At 34.9% G+C, this 24,438-nt stretch carries 22 protein-coding genes; 11 read left to right on the forward strand and 11 right to left on the reverse strand.

Annotated features, from left to right (window positions below; genetic code table 11):
• Positions 1–220 precede the first annotated feature (220 nt).
• Together ACEN92_RS03550 and ACEN92_RS03555 are read left to right on the forward strand one after the other, a co-directional pair.
• The gene (locus ACEN92_RS03550; protein ID WP_495640996.1) at positions 221–376 is read left to right on the forward strand and encodes a hypothetical protein; all 156 of its coding nucleotides are present in this window, start codon (positions 221–223) and stop codon (positions 374–376) included.
• Positions 377–451: 75 nt separating this feature from the next.
• Positions 452–961 (forward strand): PRC-barrel domain-containing protein, encoded by a 510-nt coding sequence (locus tag ACEN92_RS03555; protein WP_495640997.1) that lies wholly within the window; start codon positions 452–454, stop codon positions 959–961.
• Positions 962–1,261: 300 nt separating this feature from the next.
• Here the strand turns inward: ACEN92_RS03555 and ACEN92_RS03560 are convergent, their stop codons facing one another.
• Positions 1,262–2,173 carry an SDR family NAD(P)-dependent oxidoreductase gene (locus ACEN92_RS03560; RefSeq protein ID WP_495640998.1) on the reverse strand — a complete coding sequence of 304 codons (912 nt, stop codon included), beginning with the start codon at positions 2,171–2,173 and terminating at the stop codon, positions 1,262–1,264.
• A gap of 263 nt (positions 2,174–2,436) precedes the next feature.
• Here ACEN92_RS03560 and ACEN92_RS03565 point away from each other — a divergent pair, with 263 nt between their 5' ends.
• Positions 2,437–3,135 carry a DUF1826 domain-containing protein gene (locus tag ACEN92_RS03565; RefSeq protein ID WP_495640999.1) on the forward strand — a complete coding sequence of 233 codons (699 nt, stop codon included), beginning with the start codon at positions 2,437–2,439 and terminating at the stop codon, positions 3,133–3,135.
• An 8-nt stretch (positions 3,136–3,143) separates the two neighbouring features.
• Here the strand turns inward: ACEN92_RS03565 and ACEN92_RS03570 are convergent, their stop codons facing one another.
• On the reverse strand, positions 3,144–3,839 hold the full coding sequence (locus tag ACEN92_RS03570; RefSeq protein ID WP_495641000.1) for a pseudouridine synthase: 696 nt from the start codon (positions 3,837–3,839) through the stop codon (positions 3,144–3,146).
• Between the two features lie 240 nt (positions 3,840–4,079).
• On the opposite strand from ACEN92_RS03570, the gene ACEN92_RS03575 reads away from it, so the two are divergent.
• From ACEN92_RS03575 to ACEN92_RS03595, 5 genes are all read left to right on the forward strand, one after another.
• Complete coding sequence (locus ACEN92_RS03575) at positions 4,080–4,868, forward strand: SDR family NAD(P)-dependent oxidoreductase (protein ID WP_495641001.1); 789 nt, start codon at positions 4,080–4,082, stop codon at positions 4,866–4,868.
• A gap of 237 nt (positions 4,869–5,105) precedes the next feature.
• Positions 5,106–5,912, forward strand: a complete 807-nt coding sequence (locus ACEN92_RS03580; protein ID WP_495641002.1) for a phytanoyl-CoA dioxygenase family protein — start codon at positions 5,106–5,108, stop codon at positions 5,910–5,912.
• A gap of 154 nt (positions 5,913–6,066) precedes the next feature.
• Positions 6,067–6,753 carry a CDP-alcohol phosphatidyltransferase family protein gene (locus tag ACEN92_RS03585; protein ID WP_495641003.1) on the forward strand — a complete coding sequence of 229 codons (687 nt, stop codon included), beginning with the start codon at positions 6,067–6,069 and terminating at the stop codon, positions 6,751–6,753.
• A 1-nt stretch (position 6,754) separates the two neighbouring features.
• Complete coding sequence (locus ACEN92_RS03590; protein WP_495641004.1) at positions 6,755–7,186, forward strand: GtrA family protein; 432 nt, start codon at positions 6,755–6,757, stop codon at positions 7,184–7,186.
• A gap of 238 nt (positions 7,187–7,424) precedes the next feature.
• A complete protein-coding gene (locus ACEN92_RS03595; RefSeq protein ID WP_495641005.1) occupies positions 7,425–7,955 on the forward strand; it encodes a DUF4833 domain-containing protein in 531 nt (176 codons plus the stop codon).
• Positions 7,956–8,338: 383 nt separating this feature from the next.
• Here ACEN92_RS03595 and ACEN92_RS03600 read toward each other — a convergent pair whose 3' ends face one another.
• From ACEN92_RS03600 to ACEN92_RS03615, 4 genes are all read right to left on the reverse strand, one after another.
• On the reverse strand, positions 8,339–9,202 hold the full coding sequence (locus tag ACEN92_RS03600; RefSeq protein WP_495641006.1) for a helix-turn-helix domain-containing protein: 864 nt from the start codon (positions 9,200–9,202) through the stop codon (positions 8,339–8,341).
• Positions 9,203–9,219: 17 nt separating this feature from the next.
• Positions 9,220–10,077 (reverse strand): YncE family protein, encoded by an 858-nt coding sequence (locus tag ACEN92_RS03605; RefSeq protein WP_495641007.1) that lies wholly within the window; start codon positions 10,075–10,077, stop codon positions 9,220–9,222.
• 93 nt (positions 10,078–10,170) lie between these two features.
• Positions 10,171–11,055: an MBL fold metallo-hydrolase gene (locus ACEN92_RS03610; protein WP_495641008.1), complete on the reverse strand. Its 885-nt coding sequence runs from the start codon at positions 11,053–11,055 to the stop codon at positions 10,171–10,173.
• 36 nt (positions 11,056–11,091) lie between these two features.
• Entirely contained in the window at positions 11,092–11,907 is an 816-nt protein-coding gene (locus tag ACEN92_RS03615; protein ID WP_495641009.1) for an MBL fold metallo-hydrolase, read from the reverse strand.
• Positions 11,908–12,441: 534 nt separating this feature from the next.
• Here ACEN92_RS03615 and ACEN92_RS03620 point away from each other — a divergent pair.
• Complete coding sequence (locus ACEN92_RS03620; RefSeq protein WP_495641010.1) at positions 12,442–12,606, forward strand: hypothetical protein; 165 nt, start codon at positions 12,442–12,444, stop codon at positions 12,604–12,606.
• A 588-nt stretch (positions 12,607–13,194) separates the two neighbouring features.
• Positions 13,195–13,950, forward strand: coding sequence for a phosphatase PAP2 family protein (locus ACEN92_RS03625; RefSeq protein ID WP_495641011.1), 756 nt, complete (start codon positions 13,195–13,197; stop codon positions 13,948–13,950).
• A gap of 63 nt (positions 13,951–14,013) precedes the next feature.
• Here the strand turns inward: ACEN92_RS03625 and ACEN92_RS03630 are convergent, their stop codons facing one another.
• The 5 genes from ACEN92_RS03630 to ACEN92_RS03650 all read right to left on the reverse strand — a co-directional run bounded on the left by ACEN92_RS03630 (position 14,014) and on the right by ACEN92_RS03650 (position 21,327).
• Positions 14,014–14,895 carry a diacylglycerol/lipid kinase family protein gene (locus ACEN92_RS03630; RefSeq protein ID WP_495641012.1) on the reverse strand — a complete coding sequence of 294 codons (882 nt, stop codon included), beginning with the start codon at positions 14,893–14,895 and terminating at the stop codon, positions 14,014–14,016.
• On the reverse strand, positions 14,895–16,853 hold the full coding sequence (locus ACEN92_RS03635) for an LTA synthase family protein (RefSeq protein ID WP_495641013.1): 1,959 nt from the start codon (positions 16,851–16,853) through the stop codon (positions 14,895–14,897). The genes ACEN92_RS03630 and ACEN92_RS03635 overlap by 1 nt, the downstream gene beginning before the upstream one ends.
• Before the next feature lie 66 nt (positions 16,854–16,919).
• On the reverse strand, positions 16,920–19,331 hold the full coding sequence (locus ACEN92_RS03640; protein WP_495641014.1) for a TonB-dependent receptor: 2,412 nt from the start codon (positions 19,329–19,331) through the stop codon (positions 16,920–16,922).
• A 60-nt stretch (positions 19,332–19,391) separates the two neighbouring features.
• Positions 19,392–20,657, reverse strand: coding sequence for a sensor histidine kinase (locus ACEN92_RS03645; RefSeq protein ID WP_495641015.1), 1,266 nt, complete (start codon positions 20,655–20,657; stop codon positions 19,392–19,394).
• Positions 20,650–21,327 carry a response regulator transcription factor gene (locus ACEN92_RS03650; protein WP_495641016.1) on the reverse strand — a complete coding sequence of 226 codons (678 nt, stop codon included), beginning with the start codon at positions 21,325–21,327 and terminating at the stop codon, positions 20,650–20,652. The genes ACEN92_RS03645 and ACEN92_RS03650 overlap by 8 nt, the downstream gene beginning before the upstream one ends.
• Positions 21,328–21,821: 494 nt before the next feature.
• Between ACEN92_RS03650 and ACEN92_RS03655 the strand changes: the two genes are divergently transcribed.
• Positions 21,822–24,026, forward strand: a complete 2,205-nt coding sequence (locus tag ACEN92_RS03655) for a TonB-dependent receptor (protein WP_495641017.1) — start codon at positions 21,822–21,824, stop codon at positions 24,024–24,026.
• The last annotated feature ends 412 nt before the right edge of the window (positions 24,027–24,438 follow it).

A 24,438-nucleotide genomic window follows, 5' to 3' on the forward strand; every position in this document is an offset into this window, starting at 1 on the left:
TTTCGATTTAGCTTTTTTTGTACCAGACTCGTTAATATTATATGATAGATTTTTAGTGATTTTCATTGAATTGAAATTGTATAATTATAAAATAATTTTTCAAATCAATCTACTGGGAATTGTGTAACATCCTGCTGAAATTAAATACTTTTTAGTCTCTTCTCATTTGTATCTTTAATCGTGTTTTAAAACTATTTATAATCAAAAAAAATAATGAGTTATGGCAGAAATTAAAATTGAGAAAAAGAAACCCATATGGCCATGGATTGTGGCGCTGCTGATAATTGGAGCACTTATATACTACATCTATGCAAAAGATCAGGAAGCTCACAATGAAAGCAATATAGAAATTGAAAACGGTACAAGTGCACAATAGGAAACAATAAACTGGAAAACAGCGGGACCAATATTGTTCTTCGGATACAGTAGATAATATTATTTATAAAAAATTATGGAAAATAAAGACAAAAACTTATACAGACTGGACGAACTGTCTGATTATAAAATTGCTTCAAATTATTCTGATGTAAGAGGTTGGAAGATAGTGGATGCTGACAACCATACAATAGGCAAAATTGATAATCTCTGGGTTAATAAAGATATGCAGCGCGTAGTCTATCTGGATGTGAAATTAGATAAAGGATTACTAGATGACGACCACCGTAATGAGGTGCGTGATGTTATAGCGAACGACAACGGAAAGGAGTTTATCTATAAAGAAGGAGACAGCCATATTATCATACCAATTGGATCTGTAAACATAAATAAGGATACGAAAATTGTTATGGCAAACAATATAGGATATGATACATTTAGAAACACAAGCAGATACAATACACAGCATAATTTTGACAGGGACTATGAAAGAAAAGTAATGAAGTCCTATTATCCCGAAAATGATCCTAACTATGATAGTAATGATGACGCTTTTTATAACCGCAGGGAATTTGACAACAAGTAATATTACTGATTGGCATATCCTGCATCAGCAATAACTGATTGTTATAAAATTAAAAAAAATCAAATGTTTAATTGAACTGCCCCCAAAAAGTTAGACACTGCTTGGGGGTATTTTTATGTAAAGAAATAGTCAAAACTCCGGAAGGAAAGGCTTGAGCAAAACAAAGTCGGGTTATCATTCCACCGCTGTTCAGGCTGTAGATGGAGTATTGAAACAATAAAGAACGAAATTACTTAAACCATTATGGCGTGTCCCCCGCACAAATTATTCTCGATTCGGAAGTTTTCCCAGAAACGGTATTTAATCGGCAGCTGTTCCATATAAGGATACAATCCACCTCCGGGGAAGTATCCGAATAAAAAATGAACTGATACTCGCAAGAGTTCCGGGAATGATCATCATTTTTCCCCGCAGCGTACCACGAACTGCAATTTCACCAACTCTTTCCGGCGGTACAGCCATCTTCATACCAAACCAGCCAAGTTGTTTCTTTGTATATTGAACAATCTCTGGCTTGGTAAACACCGGACCAGGACTCAGGCAACTCACACTAATATCTTTTTTTCTTAATTGATGGCGCAAAGCGTAACTGAAAGAGATGACCGCTGATTTAGTTGCAGAATACATGTTTTTGTTAGGAATAGGGGCAAGTCCGGCCATACTTGCAACATTCAGTATATAAGACGGTTTGTTTTTCTCCAGAAGCGGCAACAAGGTAAGAGTCAAGGCCATGCACGACTCCACATTTAGACGCACCATATACCGCAATGAATCAAGAGGTAAGGATAAATAATCCTTTGGCCCTCCCAACCCGGCCACATTACAAAGCATTTTTAAGTGGATATTTTTGCTTGTACACCATCTGGCGATTGAATCGGCAGTTGATTCGTGCTCTAAATCCAGTTTTAATAATTCAACATGAACTTTGTAATCCTTTTCTAATCTTTCTTTTGCCTTATCCAGCGCATCCTGATGACGGGCAATCAGGATTAGATTAAATTTCCTTTTTGCCAGAGCCTCGGCAATGCCATAACCAATTCCCTTGCTGCCACCGGCAACCACAGCATAATCTGAATGTTCAATACTTACGTTGGTCGGCTTCACATAAGACATAGAATCAATATTTGCCTGCAGGAGGCGCAACTCATCTTTCTGTGCACTGACAGGTAAAGCGGTTAAGAAAAGCAGAATGAATAAAATAATAGCTTTCATTTATTTGTTTCTATATAAGCAATTTAAGTATTATTTTGACAAGTTTTTAATAAAAGGCTAAGAAATTTGTCCAAGTGGGGATTGATACAAAATGCAATCTGATAAATTTTACTTTATTTATTTAATGTAAAAAGATACAGCATTAACTTTTTATAGCAAAAAAGGACGCATCTCCAAAAGTTTATAGCAGTAAAAATTTCTCAACTGCCTACTATTACATAATTTTGTAACGCATGAAGTAACTAACTTCTCAATATTATACTATGAGCAATACATTTTCTGCCAGTAGCCAAATTGGAATCGTATCTACTTTCTCTGAGCTTGTACATACCGATTTCAAGGGAGAAATGAATGCGCTGTGCTGGTACAGAAATTTAGATGGCGATTTTAACGAAATTGTAGCCCAGTTATGCATAAAAGAAAATATAACGGAAGTTTATCCTAAAGACCTAATCGCACTTCAACTATCAGAAAAGGGGAATATAGCAAGGGAAATAATCTTAAATGATTTACAATTATTAGCTGATTTTGGAGCTTCGCCCTCTCTTAATTTACTCAAGTGTTATGAACGTGATGATGAATTTGATTTCATATCGACTGATGTGTATTCGTTTCATGTTGATCGTTCGCCCATTGCAACAGATACTTTTTTATGTAACTATCACGGAGTGGCAAGTGAAATTATTTCTAATTCGCAGGCACAGCAAAAAATTTTAATTCCGGAAATCCGAGCAAAGCTAAAAGAGCTGTATGACGGACCATCAGAAGAATTTGAAGACTTTTTGAAGGAAAATTATTTTGATTTGCATTATCAGGCACATACGGATGTAGAACCTGTTAATTTAGGGGTAGGCCATCTTTGGAGGCTGGCCGTAGATCATCCAAAACAACAAGTGCTGCCTTGTATTCACAGAGCTCCAATAGAAAACGAAGGGGAATATCGGTTGTTGTTGATTTGTTAAAGGAAATTCTATTTATACTTACTCAAATCCAGATTAAGAATATTACCGACTCTGCTAAACTCTTCATTAATCTTTGCATTCAAAATCAGTTGTTCATTGTTTATTGGATGATTAAAAATTAACTGATGTGCATGAAGCATCATTCCTTTGAGGTCAAAATTCTCCAGCCATAATTTATTTTGTTTGTTACAACCATGTGGACGACTTCCTAAAATGGGATGAAAAATATGTTTGAAATGTTTTCGTAATTGATGCATACGTCCAGTTTCAGGAATCGCTTCTACCAAACAATATCGTGACGTTGGTTTATTGTTAAATTCTAACGCAACTTCGGCATTTTGCAAACGATGAAAGTGTGTTATTGCATTTTGTTTAATGTCATCATCATTCGTTAAATCATAATCAATCGTTAGTTCTTGGGGTGACCAGCCACGTAAAATTGCTAAATATTTTTTTTCGACTTCACGTATGGCAAAACGATCATTCATAATTTTCAAAACGGCTGTATTCAACGCAAATAACAAGACGCCAGATGTTTTGCGGTCTAACCGATGAATAGGATAAACGTGTTGGCCTATTTGATTTCTCAATTCCTGAATAGCATAAACTTTTGCATCGCGCGCATAAAATGATTTGTGAACCAACAAGCCACTTGGTTTATTAATAGCTATAATATATTTGTCTTGGTAAAGAATTTCTAACATTTGGCAAAAGTAGAAGAGATTTCGATTGAAATCTCTTTTATAACTTATTTATTTCTATATGTTTCTTTTTTTATTTTAGATCGAAAAGCAAATAACCTACTACAATTGTTGATTTCTTTAATTTTTTTGAACGATTAATTATCTCTAAATTTAAAGGATTAATTATTTGTATATGGAACATTATCTGAAAAGTGTAGATCGTTACAATTAATCTTTATATTTGATAATTAAATTAATAAAATGAGCGAAAAAACTAAACCGTATGCCTTAATTACCGGCGCCAGCAAAGGCATTGGAAAATCTATTGCTTATGAATTGGCTAAACAGGGTTATTCACTATTGCTTGTTGCAAGAAGTGACAAGGAATTAAAAGCACTATCTGATGATCTTCAAGTTAAATACGGCATCAATGCTCCTGTTTTATCGATTGATCTTTCGACAAATGGTGCATCGATAAAAGTAACCGATTGGATAAAAATGAATAACTATCCTGTTGGCTTTTTAGTTAACAATGCCGGTTATGGGGTGTGGGGCGATTTTAGTCAGTCTTCTCTAACCGATCAGCTTGGCATGATGCAGCTTAACATGAATGTAGTTGTAGAACTTTCACATTTATTAGTGCCCATACTTTTACAAGAAAAACAAGCCTACATTTTAAATATATCGAGTACTGCTGCATACCAGGCTGTGCCTACGCTGGCTGTTTACTCAGCTACAAAGGCTTTTGTTTTATCGTTTACTCGTGCCCTGCGTTTCGAACTTGCCCAAACTTCAATTTCAGTAACCTGTTTTAGTCCTGGTCCTGTTGATACCGGTTTTGCTTCAAGAGCTGGTTTAGACGCTCTTAGCAAAATGGCTGAAAAGTTTAATATGCAGCCAAATGAAGTCGCAAAAATGGCAGTAAAAGCCATGTTCAGCAAAAAATCAGAAGTTATTCCGGGTTTTACAAATATCATTTCGGTTTATGCCAATCGCATACTACCAAAGGCATTTATCGAAAAAACTGCAGCTGGAATCTATAAAATTTAATTTTTTTCAAAAAAAAGTAAAAAAATATTTGACTGTAAGATAAAAATTATATTACATTTGTATTAAATATCTACTAATTCGATAGAATATGTCTAGTAAAAGAAATATGTTTAATTTTTCTAAAAGCCAAATGCACGCAAACATGCGAATGTGCTGTTGTTGTTGTTGCTGTAGCAGCTGCTAATTCTTTTAGATAAAATTTCAAACTCATTATTTCATTTATTAAATCTATTTATCATGATATCTTCTTATAAAACCTTTACTCTTACTGAGCAATTAACTGCTGAGCAAATTAACTTTTTTAACGAACATGGCTTTATCCATTTCAAAAAATTTATAAATCCGGAAACAGTTTCATCAATCATTGATGCCTCCAAACAAGTGGAGCAAAAATGGATTGACAATGACCTTCAAAAAGTAAATGGTGTTCCCATTAAATATGGAAAAGATTTAGATGGTTCTCCTATTGTACAACGTTTTGCCTTTATCAATCAACATCATCAAACCTTAAGCGGTCTTTTACTTGATCCAAGATTTAATAGTTTATTGCCATTGGCAGGCGATGGCGCGAGATTAGGGACTGAAGAAAAAGACGGAATGGTTTTTAATCATTATATCAATGGGCCGGAAAGTAAGTTTACTAAAATGGGCTGGCATACAGATGGTTTGAGGGATATTTTTTATGGTGGAAAATTAAACCCGATGCTCAATGTGGGTATACATCTAAGTACTTTACAACCCGAAAACGGCGGCCTTAAAATCATTCCGGGTACTCATAAACAAAGTATTTATCAAATGCTTTTCCGTAAAAAGTACTTTTTAGATAATAAACCTGATCCACAGGAAGTTTCCATCACTCCGGAAGCCGGAGATTTAACCATTCACGATGGCCGTTTGTGGCACAGAGTAGCAGAATCAACTATCCGTGGCGAAGAAAGCAGAAGAAGAGTTATTTATGTTCCAATTATAGCAGGAAAATATGCTCCTAAAGATGAGAACAGTCCAACGGTTTTCTATCAACGTTTTGCGGGAATTGTTAAATAATCATGCTGTTTATTATCGCATTTAGTTATCTGGTCAGATCAGGTAAGCTAAAACGTACGACCTATTTTTTTAAAAATACGCAAAGAAAAATAAAACTAAAAATTGCTAAACTAGAATTGGCTATAGTATCAGGTTTACAAATATTGGGCAACTGATGAAAAAAGAAACACAGGTTGAAGAGTATAGTGCAATTGCACAAAGAACATTTTCAGACCGTAAGCGAACTAATATTTTAAAAAAAGCAGAACAGTTAACGATTGTATTTTTGCTTCCAAGGGTGCCTAAATTCATTTCGCCAAATTTACTCACTTTAATTGGTACACTTGGTTCGGGATTAGTTTTTTTAGCTTTTGTTTTAGGTACTTATTTAGCAAATTGGTATTTACTTTTTGGTATTATTGGGTTGGTTATAAATTGGTTAGGCGATTCTTTAGATGGAAGACTGGCTTATTATAGAAATATTCCACGCCGTTGGTATGGTTTTGCACTCGATATTATTGCCGATTGGATCGGTATTGTACTCATAGGCTTTGGCTACTACATTTATGCTAAAAACGGCACACAAATAGTAGCCTTTGCTTTTGTCGCACTGTATGGCTGGTCTATCATCATCAGCCAGTTACGGTACAAAATTACAAATGAATACAGTATCGATTCCGGATTTGTTGGTCCAACAGAACTTCGGTTTATTATTGCTTTTATTTTAATTACAGAAGTTGTATTTCCCGGATCAATTACCTATTCGGCTGGCTTAATCACCATTGTTTTATTGATAATTAACACTATAGATAGCTTAAAACTTTTAAAGTTGGGCGATTTAAAAGATAAAAACCAAGACTGATATGTTCAGTAAAAAATCCGTTTTGACTTTTCTACAAGCACAAGTTGCGGCATTTTTAGGCGGCATTACCGATTATGGGGTAATGATTTTATTAACTGAAGTATTTAAACTGCATTTTACCTTTTCTATTCTAATCTCCGGAACCGTTGGTGCCATTATCAATTTCAGCATCAATAGATTTTGGGTATTTAAAAATCAATCCGGTTATAGAAGTCCCATCAATAGTCAGCTTTTTAAATTTGCGTTGGTTGTACTGGGAAGCATTTCCTTAAAATCATTTGGTACGCTTATGTTGCAAAAAGTATTTCAAATCGATTACAAAATCGGAAGATTAATCACGGATTTATTTGTTTCCTATGGATTTAATTATCCTCTGATTAAGAATTGGGTTTTTAAGGCAAACGAAAAACAGAACTTCATTCAATCAAATTAGTTAGAAACTGATTTCGATTATTAATTCCTGGAGCACAAGATTTGTGTGTTTTTAAAAGATTGGTCCCGCTATCCGTTGTAATCTTATTACCCGAACCCCGGGCAATAAGGATTTACACTGCTATCGGGGCTAGGAGAAAACATTCTGCTTTTTTACAATAATCCAAAAAAGAAAAAAATTAAGATTCGTTATGAATAAATTATCACTTAAACATTTTACAAAACTACTAATCGTTATAATGATCTTAGTAACTATAATTTCCGGAAATCTATTGGCACAATCCAAAAATCCATCGCCATTACATTTTCCAACGCCTAAAAACATAGATAATATGCTGTTTTACATTCAGCGGGACCCGAATATAAACACTGCAATTTATGCCATAAACTATCAGGAAAACGGAAAAATAGATAAAAGCAATCCTATAAAAGCATATTGGATTCGATATGCTGAGAAAGGAGTAAAAAAAGATTTTACTTATATACAACGCAAATTTGCATACGGAATAGAAAGTAAAGCCTTGAATAATGAAGACTTTGAGCTTCAGTTTGTATCGTATAAACAGTTGCCTTTAACCTTGAAAAAGACAGATTCTGATCAAAAATATCATGTTTTTGTAAATATAAATCAGAAAAAAATACAGGTAGAAAAAATATTTGTACGCATTGAAGGAGGTTCTTTTTGGTTACCCAATGTAAAGTATGCGGAAGTTACCGGAATTGATGCCTCCTCAAATAAAACAATTGTTGAAAGAATATTATTAAAATAAGATACCTATTTCGTGTTGATCCGCATAATCCCCATAATTTAATCTTTTGCGCATGATTCCAGAATAGGCTGTTAAATAGTAGAAAAAAGACATAAAAGGTTTGGATGTCCTGCTGAGGATTGATACAAAATTGATATCGTTGTATTTTTGATTTTGCCACAAAATACACTCTGGTATTTTTTACTTTATTTACTTAATGTAAAAGATACTGCATTAATTTTTTGTGGCAAAATTGGAGGCAGCTCCAGTTTAGTTGAATGACTCTCTAAATTTTGATTTGTTTAGGTTTTAAAAAGGCCAAATCTCCTTCCTCAAAATCCAGTATAAGTGGATGAAAAATATAGAGATAAATTATTAGAAAAGACTAACTCCAAAATTGATTATTATTCTTTAACAAATTCTGCACGATAAGCAGCCGGAGAAATCGTCGTCATAGATTTAAAAAAACGCACAAAATTAGAAGGAGCCGAAAAATTGTGATCGTAACTGATTTCGGTTATGGTTTTATCTGTGGTGAGCAGATCGTATTTGCAAGATTCAGCTAGTTCGTTTTTGATAATAGCACTTGCGTCTTTGGCGAAAATTTCATGACATAGACGATTAAGTCGATTTCGATTCATGTTAAGCAGCGAGGCATATTCTTTTACAGTTTGTTTCTCTTTAATGTTTTGTTTAAGCATTTGCTTAAAATTCAACATATTTAGATTCTCATACAAATTGCCTTTTAGTTCATAATGCTGCGTATAATTACGATTTAAGAGAATCAGAATTTGATACAAATAAGCCCGAAGCAGCTGATGACTGTCATCTCTAAGATTCTCAATTTCCTGTGTTACTGCTTGCAGTAAATTTTCAAAAGATTCTAATGTTTTTTGCTCTACAGGAAGTACCATCGGAAAGGTACCACCAAGAAAGAAATACAGTCTGTGAAGAAATAAAGGATCCTTTAGAAATGTTTCCATAAAAGCGCCTTCAAAAAAAATCACCATACATTTTTTTACCTTAGATAATTCCCATTGGCGGGGTTGTGCTGGGCGAAGAAAAAGTATGCAAGGTGCTTCGATATCAATATGTTTACCTTCTAAATTTATTGAACCGTTGCCTTCCATAAAAAAGAAAATTTCATAAAAAGCAGTAACGTGCATCTCTTTTACAGCAATGCCGTGGTCCAAAATTTCAGACAAATCAACACAGTCTAGTAATAATTCGGATCCGTATTTATTTTTTTCAAATTTAACCTTTAGCATGCTGATATTATTATTAACTAATAGCTTTTAATGACGAGTTTTCCTTCCATGACAACCGGAATAAATATTTGTTTATGTGCGGTATCAACATAAAAATCAGCCGGTCCGTGCATAAGGGGTAATTCCAGTTTTTTAGAAGTTTTGGATTTTAAGTTGATTGTTTCAAGATAACCCGCTGGATGATCTAGTGCGGCCCAGTTAGAAACCATTAGTGTGTTTTTGTCCAAGAGCCATAAGCCATCAAAAGCACCGCCAAAATTACCTGTTCTGTTGTAAACTGCTTTGCCATTTCCCCATTTTACTTCCCCTATTTGTCCTGCTTTAGAATCTTTAAAAATAAAACTGCAGGCAAAAAGGCGATTTAATTTCTTATCATAAAAAATTCCATTAACGCCTTTAAGTTTTACAACTTCTGATGCCATTCCAGTTTTTAAATTAACTTCTAATATGGCATCTGTATCGGTTGCAGAAACAAATAAGGTATTGTTGTTTTTAACTGAGATATCATTTGTAAAAGCTGTGTGATTACTGGCAAGACTTATTTCCTTTACTTTTTTGCCAGTTGTTAAATCAATACCAACAATTCGTTCTAAATCTGCAACATATAAAATGTTATTGATAAGAGCAGTTCCTTTTGGAGCATTCAGTTTTTCACCAGTTATACTTTTCATAATTACTTTCCCAGTACGATCTACTTTACTAATAAAACCATCACCATCGACTGCGCCCGGATCAGGATTAATACCAATATTGGTTACATAAAAATATTTGCCGTCAAAATTTACGCTTTCCGGCTGTGCAAAGGGTGTGGTCTGCTGTGCATTTGAGCATATAGAAAACAGTATCGATACTGGTATTAAAAGAAATTTATTCATATTTTTTATCTTTAAATAAAATGATATTTAAACTTATACAGAGCTATAGTACGAAATTATAAAAAACGGTCTGCAACAGACCGTTTTTCGGTATTATTTTTTATTCCAGTCCCATTTTAAATAATAGGTAAGGTAAATATCAATAAGGTGATCTCCGCCGTAATCTGGATATTCAGCCAATAATTTTGCTTTATATTCTTCTTTAGATTTAGAAGCAGCAAGTGCTTTATCCACAAAATCAAGATATTTTAAATCAGTTTGAAATATACTCGGATCAGTTGGTTTACCATGCCCAGGCAGGATTAAAGTATATTTCTTGTCGTTTTGTTCTTTTTTAATTGCATTGCGCCAGCCTTGAGTATTTCCGGAAATAAACAAATGCGTTTTATTGTAAATAATGTCTTGTAGAATATTTGCTTTTACTTCAGGGATTTTAATTACAAGCGATGTAGCATCTTCATTATTTAACGATTCTTCAAAGACAAAAGTTACGCCGTCTATCACTTCTTTTCCTTTTTTTTGTATATGCGTTGGCAGGTTTAATGATTTTGCGATAATAGGACCAAACTGTTTTTGCCTTTGCTCTAATACCTGCTGTCCAGATTTCTCAATAACTTGTTTTGTTTCTTCCAAAGCATAAACGGGAACATTAGGGAAAGTATCTCCAAAACCAAGATAATGATCTGGATGATCGTGCGAGATATAAAAACGTGTAACGGGTTTGTGAAGACTGTCCGTTAATTTTTTGACTTCTTGTGCATAAGGAGCGAAAAATTGTCCGTCTACTACAATTAGTTCATTTGGTAATTCAATAACATGTGTGGTATTGGTAAACATCTCTGGCGGCGCTACAACCGTGTAGATTGATATTTTTTTTGTTTTGACAGATTGAATAACGCTTGCCTTTGGTAAATCCTGTGCGCTTAAAGCAGTTAGTCCGGTTAAAAATGCCAATGCAGTTATTTTGAAATATTTCATTTTTATTAATTTAAATTTATAATAAGTCTATAGTTATTATTTTTTGAATAAAATAGGGATATAGATATCAATCAGTTTAGCCCCTGCGTAATTAGGATAAGCTGCAATAACTTCATTTTTGTACTGCTCGCTGTCGTTTGTATTAACTTGTATCGTTTCAATTTTTTCCAGATAAGCTAGTGCATTGTCCAGATCCGATTTATCAGCTGGTTTTCCGTGTCCAGGCAGATAAATATCATAAGCTGCATCTTCACAAAGAGTTGTAATAGCTGTTTTCCATCCGTCAAGAGAACCTGTAATAAATGAGTGTGTATTATGGTAAAGGATATCCTGCACAATAGCAATTTGAAGTTCCGGAAGTTTTATAACCAAAGTAGTTGGGCTTTCTGTATTCAGTACGCGTTCAAAAATAAATTTTATACCATCTATGATTTCTTCGCCTGGATGTACAATTTCAGTAGGCAGAGAAAGTCTGCTGGCAATCAAATCGCCCATATGATGCTGTTTTTCCTCTAATTCTTTCGGTCCGTTTTCTGCCAGTGAATCTATTATTTCAGGAAGTGCATAGACCGCAACATCTGCAAAAGCATCACCCATACCTAAATAATGGTCCGGATGATCGTGTGTTACATAAAATCGAGTAATAGGTTTTTTTAGGCTGTCTGCCAGGGTTCTAAATTCCTGTCCGTACTGGCCAAAGAATTGTCCATCAACTAGGATTAATTCATTAGGAAGTTCAATAATATGAGTTGCGTTGGCAAACATAGGTGCTGGAGAAACCAAAGAATGCACTTTTACCAGTCCTGTGTCTTTGACTAAATAGGTTTTAGCCGGTGGAAGTTGATTTTTCATTGTATTTAATTTTGTTATCAATTATGATGCAAAGTTATTTTAAAGACTTTGCTGAATATTATCACTGTGCATTAGTGATTATCAATTTGCATTTTTTTTAAGTTTAGAAAAGGAAGTTTTAATTAGATAAATACTAATCTATATTTTATTAATTTTATTGCTCATTACAAAAAAGTCAAAATGATGGAATTGCTTCAAAAAAATATTAGCGCTCATATTTCGCAACTGAAAATGAAATGAAATCATTTTGTAATTTATTTCAAGAAAAAACAATTGCAAAAAAAAGCTTTTACTTCGCGAAGGTGATATTTGCCGCTTTGAAGGTTTTGTGATAAAAGGCTTTTTATCCAGATCCTTTAAAGGTAAATTATACTGATTTGAGACAGGGATAGTAGAGGGGCTAAAAAGTACTACAAAATATTTGGTTGAGAAACTATATTTGAATAGACCTCAATTAGTTAATGAACGAAAATTTTATGGTTTGAAAATGTAGAGGACAACAGAGCCAGTATAGAACATTTAACGAACACTGGATTGGAAAACCTTTTAAAGCTCGGAGAAGCCTTTGAAAATGGCACTTTAGCTGATTCTCGCGAGATGATTGGTTTAATTTTTCCCGAAAATTTCACATTTCAAGAAAATAAAATAAAAACCGCTCGAGTCAATGAAAGGTTAACGGTATCTATTGGTAAACAATAGATGACGGGCTAAAAAAAAACGGGACAAAAGATCATATTTTCTTTTGTCCCGAGTAGTGACCTCTACGGGACAAATTTCTATAAAATTTTTGGACGATTTGAAGAGATTGGCTTATTATATGTAGTGTCTGTCTTTGATTGGCTTTGTGAATTTGGTTTAGATGTCCCGTTGGGGATTGATGCAAAAAAATGCAAAAAACTCAATTGGTTTAGAGAATTATACTAATATAAAATTCTACAATTATTATGGAGGATTTGAAAAGATTTTATGCTTAAGGCAGAATTGTCTTTCTTTGGTCTATGAATTACTGTCTGGGATTTAAAAATAAATCTATTTGATTTTCGAAACTTAAAAAAATACTCTGATAATAATAAACTGCTCCCTTTATATCGCGCTTCATAAAATCTTTTTTAACGTATTGAAATACAGAATTTCTTCAAAATTCAGTCTCAAATTTGCATTAGAAAAGCAGTCCGTTCTATACGTTATACTGCAATTTATATTTGCTTTCTTATTCATTAAACTCGATCAGTACATGAGGGAAAATTACATTTTTTTAATTAAGTACTAAATCTAAATTTATTTGACATGTTAAAAATTTTCCTATTTATCATTTTCAGTAATGCCGTTACTGCACAGACAGCAGTAAATGATACTATTATCGTTCAGGACAGTGTGGCCAATTTAAAGTTTAATTATAAACAGCTTATTATTCCGGGAGTGCTGCTGGGATATGGTTTTATAGGTCTGGAGAGTGACCAGCTGAAAAGTTACAATGCTGAAATAAAAAAAGAAGTTAATGAGGATATAGATCATAAGATTTCAATTGATGATTTTTCTCAATGGGCACCTGCTGCATCGGTATATGCATTAAATACTTTTGGAGTAAAAGGAAAAAATAATTTGAAAGACAGATCTATCATACTGGCAAGTTCTTACTTAATGATGAGCGTCTCGGTATTTGCGCTGAAAAATATTACCAAAGTAGAGAGACCTGACGGCTCTTCGAATAACTCTTTTCCCTCCGGACATACTGCTACTGCTTTTGCGGGTGCTGAGTTTATGTATCAGGAATACAAAGACCAGTCTATCTGGTACGGTGTTGCGGGATATGTTGTAGCAACTGGTACGGGACTTTTCAGAATGTACAATGACAGGCACTGGCTTACTGATGTTGTTGCAGGTGCCGGTATAGGTATTCTAAGTACTAAAGCGGCATATTGGATCTACCCATATCTGCAGGAAAAAGTTTTTAAATCTTCGAATGAAAATAAAACTTCGTCACTTGTGATGCCTTTTTATAATGGAAAACAGGTTGGTTTTAATTTTGTACGGCAGTTCTAGATGAAGTAAAATTTTTAAAATATTCTGCAGAGAGAGTTCTAAAATGTCTTTCTTCAGAATATTTTAATCCACCAATACCTGCAGGTATTCCGGCAGTATTTTTACCTCCAGCTTATTTGTTTTCAGATTATAACTTTCACCGTCAATCTGGGCATCTATAAAAATTTTGGAAGGCATTTCAATCCGAATATCTTTTACCATATAGTGCTTCGCTTTTTCGAATTTTTGTATTGATTTTCCCAATACGTTATAGCCCAATTTTATTTTCTCGAAAAAAGATAATTTTGGAATGATAATCATATCAAGAAAGCCATCCTGCAGACTTGCCTGCGGCGTCAGACTCATCTGATAGCCCATCTCGTTAGAATTTGATACAAACAGCATCAGCGGATTGGTTTCTACAATCTGGTCGTCAAAACGCACAAGAGCTTTCTGCGGTTTAAATTCGAAGCTTGATGATATGGCAGCCTTTATATAAGCAGGCAGGGTTCGTTTTCCCGCGCGTTCGTATTTTTTGATAATTAAGGCATCAATACCTATTCCCATATTACTGAAAAAGTATTTATGATTTAACATTCCTACATCAATAGCTTTTGAGTTTCCTTTTTTGATTATCGCAATAGCGCTTTCAAAATCCCTTGGAATGTTTAAATTTGATGCCAGTCCGTTTCCGGAACCTACCGGTATTATACCGAGTTTTACAGCTGTTCCTGCCAGCGATGAAGCCACTTCATTTATAGTTCCGTCACCTCCGCAGGCAATTATATAATCCGGGTTGTGCTTAATGGCTGCTTCTGCAAGCTCGACAGCATGTTTTTTTTGAGCAGTATAGTCAACCGCAATTTTATATTGTTCTTTCGGGAATTGCTGTTTCAGGTATGAAGCAGATAAATTATGTTTTCCGGCTCCTGAAATCGGATTTATAATAAAATGAATATAAATCATTATTTTAAAAGTTTATTGGTAAAAAGATAATCAGCGGTCTGGTACCATGCAATTGTTTCTTCGAGAAAGTGCTGATTTATCGGCATCGGAATAAGACTGTTGTCTTTTTTGTTCCAGGAATAGAAAGCCTGTTTCTTCTGATCGGATAAAATCATTACTTTTTCTTTTTTCATCAGCACCAGCTTGCGGTATGTACCCAGAAGGGCGCGCTGTTCGAAATCGGGAGACAGAACATTCTTTCCAAAAAAGTCAGATTCATAACTCCAGTGAAAAAGCGAAAACAAGCTAGGCCAAAGATCAATCTGAGAGCACTGTTTTTCTATTTTCTGGTTCTGATTCTCCGGCAAGTTTACAATAAATGCCGGGATATGATAATTGGCCACGTCTATTTCATCTTTTCCTGCACTGCTGGCACAATGATCAGCAATAATGACAAATACCGTGTTTTTAAACCAAGGCTTCGTTTTAGCTTTTTTAAAGAGTTCTTTTAGGGCAAAATCGGTATATTTAACTGCACCTTCACGGCTTGTTCCCGATGGAATATCAATTTTTCCAGAAGGGTAAGTAAACGGTCTGTGATTGGATGTTGTCATTACAAAATTGAAAAACGGTTTGTTGTTTTTGTACTGAGCATCAGCGGTTTTAAGCATTTTGTTGAAAATGTCTTCATCACAGATTCCCCAGGCATTTTCGAAAGTTACTTCATTATCGTCAATATTATGACGCACGGTTTTAATCTCGTCACTTAAAACACTTCCGCGTCCGCGGTCATAGATCGTAAATCCATTTCCTCCAAAATAGGCATTCATGTTATCAAAGTAGCCGTCGCCGCCGTAGAAAAAATTACAGTCATATTTTCTGGATTTAAACACACTGCAGACTGTGTACAGGTTCTGGTTATCTGGTCTTTTTACAATACTCTGTCCCGGTGTGGGAGGAATGCATAAGGTGACAGCTTCCATACCTCGGACTGTACGGGTTCCTGTGGCATACAAATTTTCAAAAAATATGCTTTTCTGCGCCAGACTGTCCAAAAAAGGCGTTATGTTTTCCTTGTTTCCAAATTCGCTTAAAAAGCTTCCGCTCAGACTTTCAACAAGAATGAAAACCACGTTTTTATTTGAAGCCGATGGGATGCTGTCGGTAATTTTTCTATGAACCGAATATCCTTTTTTCAAATATGCCGACTTAGAATCAGCCAGTTTTGCTTTCACAAGAGAAAATGCTTTATCATTAGAAATGGAAGTATAAAAATCAGCATATTTCATCTGATTATTTCGAAAAGCAGCGAAGAAAGAATAAATACCCGACTTTGAAATCTCGGAGTTATAACGGTTAGAAGACCACTCCGCCTGACTATTGTTGATAAAAAAGCCATAAAATAAGGCAATAATAACGCTTACTGTTAAAACAATCAGCCTTGTTTTAATTCCTGATTTAGAAGTAAATGCAGTTGTGAAAGCCTGCCTCTTGTAAAAAAGGAGAAGAAAAAGAAAAGTAAGAAGCAAAACTCCGCCGATAAGTAAGGGCAGGGGATAGGATTGTTTTATATTCGCTAAGACTTCATGGGTATAGATCAGATAATCAACTGCTATAAAATTGAAACGGGTTTTAAATTCGTCCCAAAATGTCAGTTCTGCAAAAAAAGTAAAAACAAGCACGAACATTGTCAGCGCTGTAAAAAAATAAACCAGCACCCTGTCCAAAATAGAACCTATACATCGGTTGGGCATACAAGTATAATACAGTACGCTGGCAATCGAGATAAATGCAATGGTGCCTATATCAAAAAATAATCCGGTAAGAATTGTTCTTAAAAAGTCAAATAAATTCCAGGAAACCTCATTACACTGCCAGCTAAAAAAGACAATCCTTAAAACCTGTGAAAGAATTAAAAACCAGATAACAAAATGCACCAGCAGAGAATATCTGCCGTACGCTGAAGTTGATTTAATCATGTTTGTTTTTTTGAAGTACAAATTTTATAATCCAATTCTGAATTAATTTTGAATTTTTAAAATCAGCTAAAACTTGTAGCTGTACCCAAAACGAATTACCTGAGTTTCGTAATAATCTCTCGCCGTGTAGTTGAATGTTTCGCCTTGGATTTCTTTCTTTATGACCAGTGTATTTAAGATATCCGTAGCATTTAGAAATAGTTCACCTTTACCTTTCTGCACCGTTTTTTTAAGACCTAAATCGACAGAAAAACGAGAGTTAATTTTTCCCTGAGGGATAATATCCGGAGCCAGATAAATCATGGATATTTGTCCCGATACTGTTTTTGCAAACTGAAAAGTATTGTTCCATTTTACATTTCCTGAAACTGCCTGCTGCTCTTCGGCCGTGTATGCGGACGGCACGGGATATAAATTTGTTACAGTAAAGGCATCAATTGTATTTTTATAGAGATTTCCGTTTAAATTAAATGAATACCAGGGCGTCATTTCTTTTGCATAAACAAGTTCCACACCAACAGAAGAACTTTCAAGAGCATTCTGAAATACATTGTATATCAGAGGACTTCCGGGAACCGTTGTGGCAATACGTGTAATAACATCGTTTATGACTCTGTAATAAAGCGAACCCAGAAAATATCCTTTTGTAAAATCACATTTATAACCGGCTTCAAAGGCAGTTGTAAACTGGGGACGAAGACCGGGGTTTCCTACTTTGATAATTTCGGCATCATCGTATTTGGGAAAAATGCGTATGTCAACCTCGTTCGGTCTGTCTACACGTCTGTTGTAAAAAGCCGTAATTTTATTTTTATCATTGATTTTATAAGCCAGCTTAACTCTCGGAAAAGGTTCTGTATAGTTATAGCCGTCACTTTTATAGGTTGGATGATCAGGATTAACGTCATAATTTAATTGAACGTATTCATATCGAAGGCCAAGCTCGGCTTCTATTTTTTCTGACTCATAAACATAGGTGCCATAGAATGCAGGAATGATTTCTTTATAAACAGCCCAGCCTCCTGCATTAGCATCGATCGGAGAGTTTTGTCCCGGAAAAAACTGCATATTAGTTGGAATTTCACGGTTTCTGAATTTTATTCCCGTTTCAAAACGACCATGTTTTAAAGGCTGCACATAATCAAGATTTACGTCGACTACTTTTTCATCAGAAAGCAGCTTAAAAGCATCACGTCCTGTAGAGGCCGGAAGAATATTATCAAAAAAATATTTTTCATCTTCCTGATGGTAGGTGTAATTAATCCCTGCACTTATTTTTCTGCCAGCCTCTTTAAATTTATGCTGATAAGAAGCGCTTGCCATAACAGTGGTCTTGAGCTCATCTTCCAGAAACTGCCATAAACGCAGACGCTGGCTGTAATCCTCATTAAAAAATGGCTGATCGCCATGATCTATAATTTTTTCACTGCCGAAAAGTCCTGAAAATGAAAATGAATTGTTATCGTTTAAATTCCAGTCGATACCGCTTTTTAATGTTGTAAAGTACGTATCGCGGTTTCGTTTGGTCTGCTGGTTGATAACAATACCATCATCATAAGTTCTGGTTACAAACTCATTTTTATTCAGCGTTTCAGTATAGAGATAATCTGCCTGCAGGTACGTGTTTATTTTATTCTTTCTGTAATTTAAGGAAAGACTGGGGTTGATTTTAGGGGTCACGTGATACTGTGCTCTTATATCGGGCAGATTTTCTTTGCGCTCCCACAATGCGCCATAACCGGAACTGATTCCTATTTTTCCATTAAGGCCTTCCTGTTTGCTTTTTTTGTAGATGATATTGATAATTCCGGCGTTTCCGTTTGCATCATATTTAGAAGATGGGTTATTGATGATCTCAATTCTTTCGATGGCAGAAGCGGGTATGTTGTCAAGTCCCGACTGGTTTCCAAACCCTGTCAAAGCATTCTGTCTGCCGTCTATTAGTATGGCCACCTTATCACTCCCTCTAAGCTGTATTTTTCCGTTTTCAACTGTTACTCCCGGCAGATTCTGCATCGACTGCAGTACTGACCCGCCGCTTTGTGCAATATTGTCGGCAACGGTAAAAACTTTTTTGTCCAGCGTTACAGAAGAATGCTGGCTCTGTCCGTTAACAATTACTTCAGAAAGCGCATTTACATCCTGTTCAATTTCAATATTGCCCAATTCGAGGTAGTCTGAGAGTGTGCCTACAAAAATGGTTTTGGATTGATTTTTAAAGCCAATGGCACTAATCTCTAAAATATAATTTCCTGAATTTACAGCTGTAAAAGTAAAACGCCCGTTTTCATCACTGATAATTCCAAAGAAAACTTTAGGATCTTTTGAAGATTTTATGGTAGCATTTGCATATGGTACAGCGATTTTGGTATGTATGTCTTTGACAACCCCAGAAAGGGAAATATACTTTTTCTGTGCTGTTAGTTGTGATAAGTGTAATACTAAAAAAGATAGCAGCAGGAGTGTTTTTAATTTCATTTTGTACTATTTAAAAGAATAGTACAAAACTCAGTGCCGATTCTGTAGGAACTTTGAATTTTAGAATGTCACTTCAAAAATATGCATATTTTCTCTGAAACTATAGTTGATTTCCCACTGGCTGACCTCACATATTTTCTTTATGATGGCAAGCCCTAGTCCATTTCCCTGTGATGAAGGATTGGATTTTGAAAAACGGTTAAATATATGCTGCTCAGCGAGAGCCGTTTCAGCTCCCGTATTAAGAAAAGAGATGCTATTGTTTTCAATTTTAATAGTAATGCTTCCGTTTTGTATATTATGACGGACTGCATTCAGAAATAAGTTGTTTAAGAGTACTTCAGTAAGTGCGGGATTTGCTTTTATATGAAGTGTTTGATAAAATCTTGTATTTATCGAAAGAGATTTAGACCTTGCCTGCTCAGTGAAAAAGGCGAGATTTTTTTCGATGTATTCATTTAAGACAAGTATTTCCTTTTCGACGTAGGTCTCATTATCAATTTTTGATAGCAGCAACAGGTTTTTATTGAGCCTGTTAAGTCTTGAAACATCATTATTGAGCGATCCCACAAGTTCAGACTGCTCCTGGTTTAAATTAAGCTGTTGCAGGCTGTCTATCTTTGTTTGGAACAATGCGAGCGGTGTCTGGAGTTCATGAGCTGCATTTTCGACAAATTCTCGCTGATTTTTATAAATGGCGGTATTTTTTTCAATCAAACGATCCAGACTTTTGTTTAGGCGTTCAAATTCATCAATATCAGTTTCTATAAACTGAGGAGGATTATTTTTGTCAATTTCAAAGTTCTGTATCTGATCAAGAGTATTGTAAAAAGGCTTCCATATTTTTGCAGATGACGTTTTAGAAATCCAAATAATTCCGGCCAGTAGAATAATAATAATCACCAAAAACATAATTGCCACACTAATAACCATGCCTTCCATTTCAACAAGATTGCGCTTTTCTATATACGTATATCTTTTTCCATTTATTTCCACTGGAGCATACAGGATACGGAAAGGTTCTTTCTCATTGGCAATGGCTTCAAAAAGCATTTTTCCGACAATTGAATCTTTTTTTACGCCCATGTCCGGCACGATAGAAACATTCAGATTGTATTTGTTCCAGGCTGCAATATCCTTTGCGGTATATGTATTGTGACTTTCGTTTACAAAAGCTCCCTTATGAAACAGCAGTACTTCATCAGTTTCGTAGATGTAAAGCCATTGACAAATAAAGTAAAATACAGGCGCTGCCGTAAGCAGGATTATGACTGCATAGATCAGAAAGCTTCCGGTTGTTTTGCTAAGTAGTTTTTTATTATTCATTTTCCCATTTATATCCAAGACCATAAACTGTTTTGATGTAATCGCCGCTGCCTGCCTGCGTGAGTTTCTTTTTAAGGTTTTTTATATGGGCATATATAAAATCATGATTATCCAGCATATCGGCCATGTCTCCTGACAGATGTTCTGCAATGGCTGATTTGGAGAGTACTTTATTCTCGTTTCCGATTAAAAACAAAAGTAAATCCAATTCTTTTTTAGTAAAATCCAGTTTAACACCTTTTACGGACACTGTTTTCGAGAAAATTTCTACTTCAATTTCATTAAAGATAACGCTGTTGTTTCCTTTAAAATTTTTACGGCGGATAAGTGCCTGCATCCTCACCAAAAGCTCAGCTAAGTGAAAGGGTTTTGTAAGATAGTCATCAGCCCCTAGGTTAAAACCTTCCAATCGGGTCTCGAGATTTTCTTTTGCAGATATTATTATAACGCCCTCAGTTTTGTTTTTTGCTTTTAGCTCTTTTAAAATTTCAAAACCATCTCCGTCAGGAAGCATTAAATCCAGCAATATGCAGTCATAATCATAGCTGTCAATTTTGGAAACAGCTGACTGATAATTCTCAGCCATTTCGCAGTGAATGCCGTTAGTCTTAAAATAATCCTGGATGCCGCGGGAAATTTCGCGTTCATCTTCTATAATGAGAATCTTCATGCTGCAATTTACAAATGAATTTTGAAGAAAATTAGAATTTTAAAAACATTACTAATATTAATGTTTAGGAAAAGGAATAAACCAATTTTAACCACTATCGAGCAATTAATAATTGCAGTTAAGTTAGTTGGAATCAAAAGCAAAAAATGAGCTAGAATAGTAATTAATAATTTTTTAAACTAAAAAAGGCGTCAATTGTCTTTAATTGATGCCATTTGGCTGTGGTTACTTCAACAGGGAAAATTTCTATAAATTTTATGGAAGATTTGAAGAGATTGGCTTATCACATGTAGGACATGTCTTTGTTTGGCATCAACATTTTGGTTTTGACATCCGGTTGAGGATTGCTGTGAAAATTTATCGAATTTATATTGTACTTTCTAATTTAGCAATGGAAATTTTATAAAATATGGACGTGCAACTATTCTGCCATGGAACCAGCTTTAATATTAATTATGCTATTTTTGCGAAAATTTTTTATAATAATATATCTTATGAGGTCCCTGCTAGCTTTTGGAATTTTTGTTTTTTCTTATTCTGTTCAGGCACAATCCGTAAGCGGTGTGATAAGCAGTTCTGACGGTAAAACAGTTTCAGATGTTCTGATTCGTAATTTGATTTCCAAAATGCACGCCCACACTGATATAAGTGGAAAATTTACTTTGGAAGAAACTAATATAGGGGACAGTCTTCAAATTTCCAAACAAGGATTTATTTCTCAGAAAATAAAGCTTTTATCATCTGATCAACTTTCAATTCAATTAGAACAAAAACCTTTTTTATTGGAGGAAGTAACAATTACCAATAGCCTGAAATACCTAAATACAATTTCTAAAATAGATTTGGAAATTCAGCCGGTATCAAATTCACAGGATTTATTGCGGAAAGTCCCCGGCCTTTTTATTGGCCAGCATGCAGGAGGAGGTAAGGCAGAACAGATTTTTCTGCGTGGTTTTGACTGCGATCACGGAACGGATATAAATGTTACAGTTGACGGAATGCCAGTAAATATGGTTTCGCACGCGCACGGACAAGGTTATGCTGATCTTCACTTTGTAATTCCGGAAACGGTTGACAATATAGATTTTGATAAAGGATCGTATTTTGTAGATAAAGGTGATTTTACAACTGCAGGATTTGTTGGTTTTAATACTAAAAATGCATTGCAAAACAGTTCTATTTCTTTTGAAGGTGGACAGTTTGATACTTTTCGTACCGTGGCTTTGTTCAATTTACTAAACAAAGAAAATCAGTCGGCTTATTTTGCAGGAGAATACATGATGACCGATGGTTATTTTGATGCGCCCCAAAACTTTAACCGCATTAATTTATTTGGAAAATATGCAGCGAAAATGAATAACGGGGATAAACTGGCTATTGTAGTTTCACATTTTAAAAGCCAATGGGATGCCAGCGGGCAAATTCCTGATCGTGCAGTAAACGACGGAACAATTTCTCATTATGGTGCAATTGATTCAAATGAAGGAGGAAATACAGGAAGGATCAATTTTAATTTGCAGTATGATCCCATAATTGATGAAAACTCGCATATTAAAAACACAGCATATTGGACTAAATATGACTTTGAGCTGTATTCGAATTTTACTTTTTTTCTGAATGATCCTATAAATGGTGATCAAATAAAACAAAAGGAAAACAGAACAATTGTAGGTTTTCAGTCAGAATATAATCAAAAACTTAATGAAAAATGGGTTTTTAAATTAGGTGTGGGATTACGAAACGACAATAATAAAGATGTTGAATTATCACATACTTTAAATCGTAAAACAGTTTTGGAGTATTTGAGTTTAGGAAATGTAAATCAAACGAATTTATTTTCTTACAGTAGTTTAGATTTTGTTTCAGGTAAATGGTTAATAAACGGAGGTTTGCGTTTAGATTATTTTAAATTTGGTTATGAAGATCAACTCGCATCGACATATACCAATCAAACGCAGACAAAAGGTATTGTGAGCCCAAAGCTTAATTTTCTTTATACACAAAATGACAAACTTCAATATTTCTTAAAATTAGGAAAAGGCTTTCATAGTAATGATACCCGTGTAGTTGTTGCTCAAAAAGGCAAAAAAATTCTGCCGGAAACCTATGGTGCTGATTTAGGAATTAACTGGAAACCTTTTCCAAGAATGATCTTAAACTCTGCAGTTTGGTACTTATATCTGGCACAGGAATTTGTTTATGTTGGAGATGAAGCTGTTGTAGAACCAAGCGGAAAAACAGAACGTAAAGGTTTTGATTTTGGATTTAGATATCAATTGACAAACTGGTTATTCTGGAATACAGATTACACCTATACACACGCAAGATCGATAGATGAACCAAAAGGAAATGAGTATTTACCGCTTGCTCCGGTTCATACCTTAATGAACGGATTTTCAGTAAAAGATTTAAAAGGATTTTCAGGAAGTCTCAGAACAAGATTTTTAGGAGACCGCCCTGCAAACGAAGATAATTCTGTAGCGGCAAAAGGGTACTGCATCACGGATTTCTCTGTCAATTATCAAATTAAAAAAGTTTCTATAGGAATTAATATTGACAATATTTTTAATACCAAATGGAAAGAAACACAGTTCCTGACAGAATCCCGCCTGGCCAGCGAAACAGATCCGGTAGAAGAAATCCATTTTACGGCAGGGAGACCGTTTAACGCGCGATTAATTTTAAAATACAGCTGGTAGTAATTAATGAATTTCTGTAAATGGGTCCTGTCGCATTTATAGCTGAGTTTTATCTTTGCCTTTTTTAAATTCTTAAACTCATGAATACCAAAGGGCATCGCTATCCGAAGTATATTATACTTCAGACTGCATATTTTAAGCTTAGCTTTTACATTGAGCTATGATCTTGATTTATAAAACAGCTGTCTAGGTAATCAGGCAGATAGGTTCAATCGGGGTATCAGGAATTGTTGGCGGAATCTAATCGGGGATGATCAGCATTGTCAATTGTATTTAATATTTTTCTTGGGTTTAATATTGTTTTTTGGAGCTTTTTCCCGCTATTCGCTGCAATCTTTTTCGCCGAACCCCGGCACAAAAGGATTTCCACTGCTATCGGGGCTAAGGTTGCCTCGGAGTCAAATTTTGTCTT

The sequence above is a fragment of the Flavobacterium sp. Flavsp81 genome, assembly GCF_059491325.1.

Bases quoted from the DNA above. Each gene is read 5' to 3' on its own strand.
- ACEN92_RS03560 (WP_495640998.1), bottom strand. From the start codon at position 2,173: ATGAAAGCTATTATTTTATTCATTCTGCTTTTCTTAACCGCTTTACCT.
- ACEN92_RS03565 (WP_495640999.1), top strand. From the start codon at position 2,437: ATGAGCAATACATTTTCTGCCAGTAGCCAAATTGGAATCGTATCTACT.
- ACEN92_RS03585 (WP_495641003.1), top strand. From the start codon at position 6,067: ATGAAAAAAGAAACACAGGTTGAAGAGTATAGTGCAATTGCACAAAGA.
- ACEN92_RS03555 (WP_495640997.1), top strand. From the start codon at position 452: ATGGAAAATAAAGACAAAAACTTATACAGACTGGACGAACTGTCTGAT.
- ACEN92_RS03645 (WP_495641015.1), bottom strand. From the start codon at position 20,657: ATGAATAATAAAAAACTACTTAGCAAAACAACCGGAAGCTTTCTGATC.
- ACEN92_RS03590 (WP_495641004.1), top strand. From the start codon at position 6,755: ATGTTCAGTAAAAAATCCGTTTTGACTTTTCTACAAGCACAAGTTGCG.
- ACEN92_RS03640 (WP_495641014.1), bottom strand. From the start codon at position 19,331: ATGAAATTAAAAACACTCCTGCTGCTATCTTTTTTAGTATTACACTTA.
- ACEN92_RS03630 (WP_495641012.1), bottom strand. From the start codon at position 14,895: ATGATTTATATTCATTTTATTATAAATCCGATTTCAGGAGCCGGAAAA.
- ACEN92_RS03570 (WP_495641000.1), bottom strand. From the start codon at position 3,839: ATGTTAGAAATTCTTTACCAAGACAAATATATTATAGCTATTAATAAA.
- ACEN92_RS03625 (WP_495641011.1), top strand. From the start codon at position 13,195: ATGTTAAAAATTTTCCTATTTATCATTTTCAGTAATGCCGTTACTGCA.
- ACEN92_RS03635 (WP_495641013.1), bottom strand. From the start codon at position 16,853: ATGATTAAATCAACTTCAGCGTACGGCAGATATTCTCTGCTGGTGCAT.
- ACEN92_RS03595 (WP_495641005.1), top strand. From the start codon at position 7,425: ATGATCTTAGTAACTATAATTTCCGGAAATCTATTGGCACAATCCAAA.
- ACEN92_RS03600 (WP_495641006.1), bottom strand. From the start codon at position 9,202: ATGCTAAAGGTTAAATTTGAAAAAAATAAATACGGATCCGAATTATTA.
- ACEN92_RS03650 (WP_495641016.1), bottom strand. From the start codon at position 21,327: ATGAAGATTCTCATTATAGAAGATGAACGCGAAATTTCCCGCGGCATC.
- ACEN92_RS03575 (WP_495641001.1), top strand. From the start codon at position 4,080: ATGAGCGAAAAAACTAAACCGTATGCCTTAATTACCGGCGCCAGCAAA.
- ACEN92_RS03615 (WP_495641009.1), bottom strand. From the start codon at position 11,907: ATGAAAAATCAACTTCCACCGGCTAAAACCTATTTAGTCAAAGACACA.
- ACEN92_RS03610 (WP_495641008.1), bottom strand. From the start codon at position 11,055: ATGAAATATTTCAAAATAACTGCATTGGCATTTTTAACCGGACTAACT.
- ACEN92_RS03550 (WP_495640996.1), top strand. From the start codon at position 221: ATGGCAGAAATTAAAATTGAGAAAAAGAAACCCATATGGCCATGGATT.
- ACEN92_RS03605 (WP_495641007.1), bottom strand. From the start codon at position 10,077: ATGAATAAATTTCTTTTAATACCAGTATCGATACTGTTTTCTATATGC.
- ACEN92_RS03655 (WP_495641017.1), top strand. From the start codon at position 21,822: ATGAGGTCCCTGCTAGCTTTTGGAATTTTTGTTTTTTCTTATTCTGTT.
- ACEN92_RS03580 (WP_495641002.1), top strand. From the start codon at position 5,106: ATGATATCTTCTTATAAAACCTTTACTCTTACTGAGCAATTAACTGCT.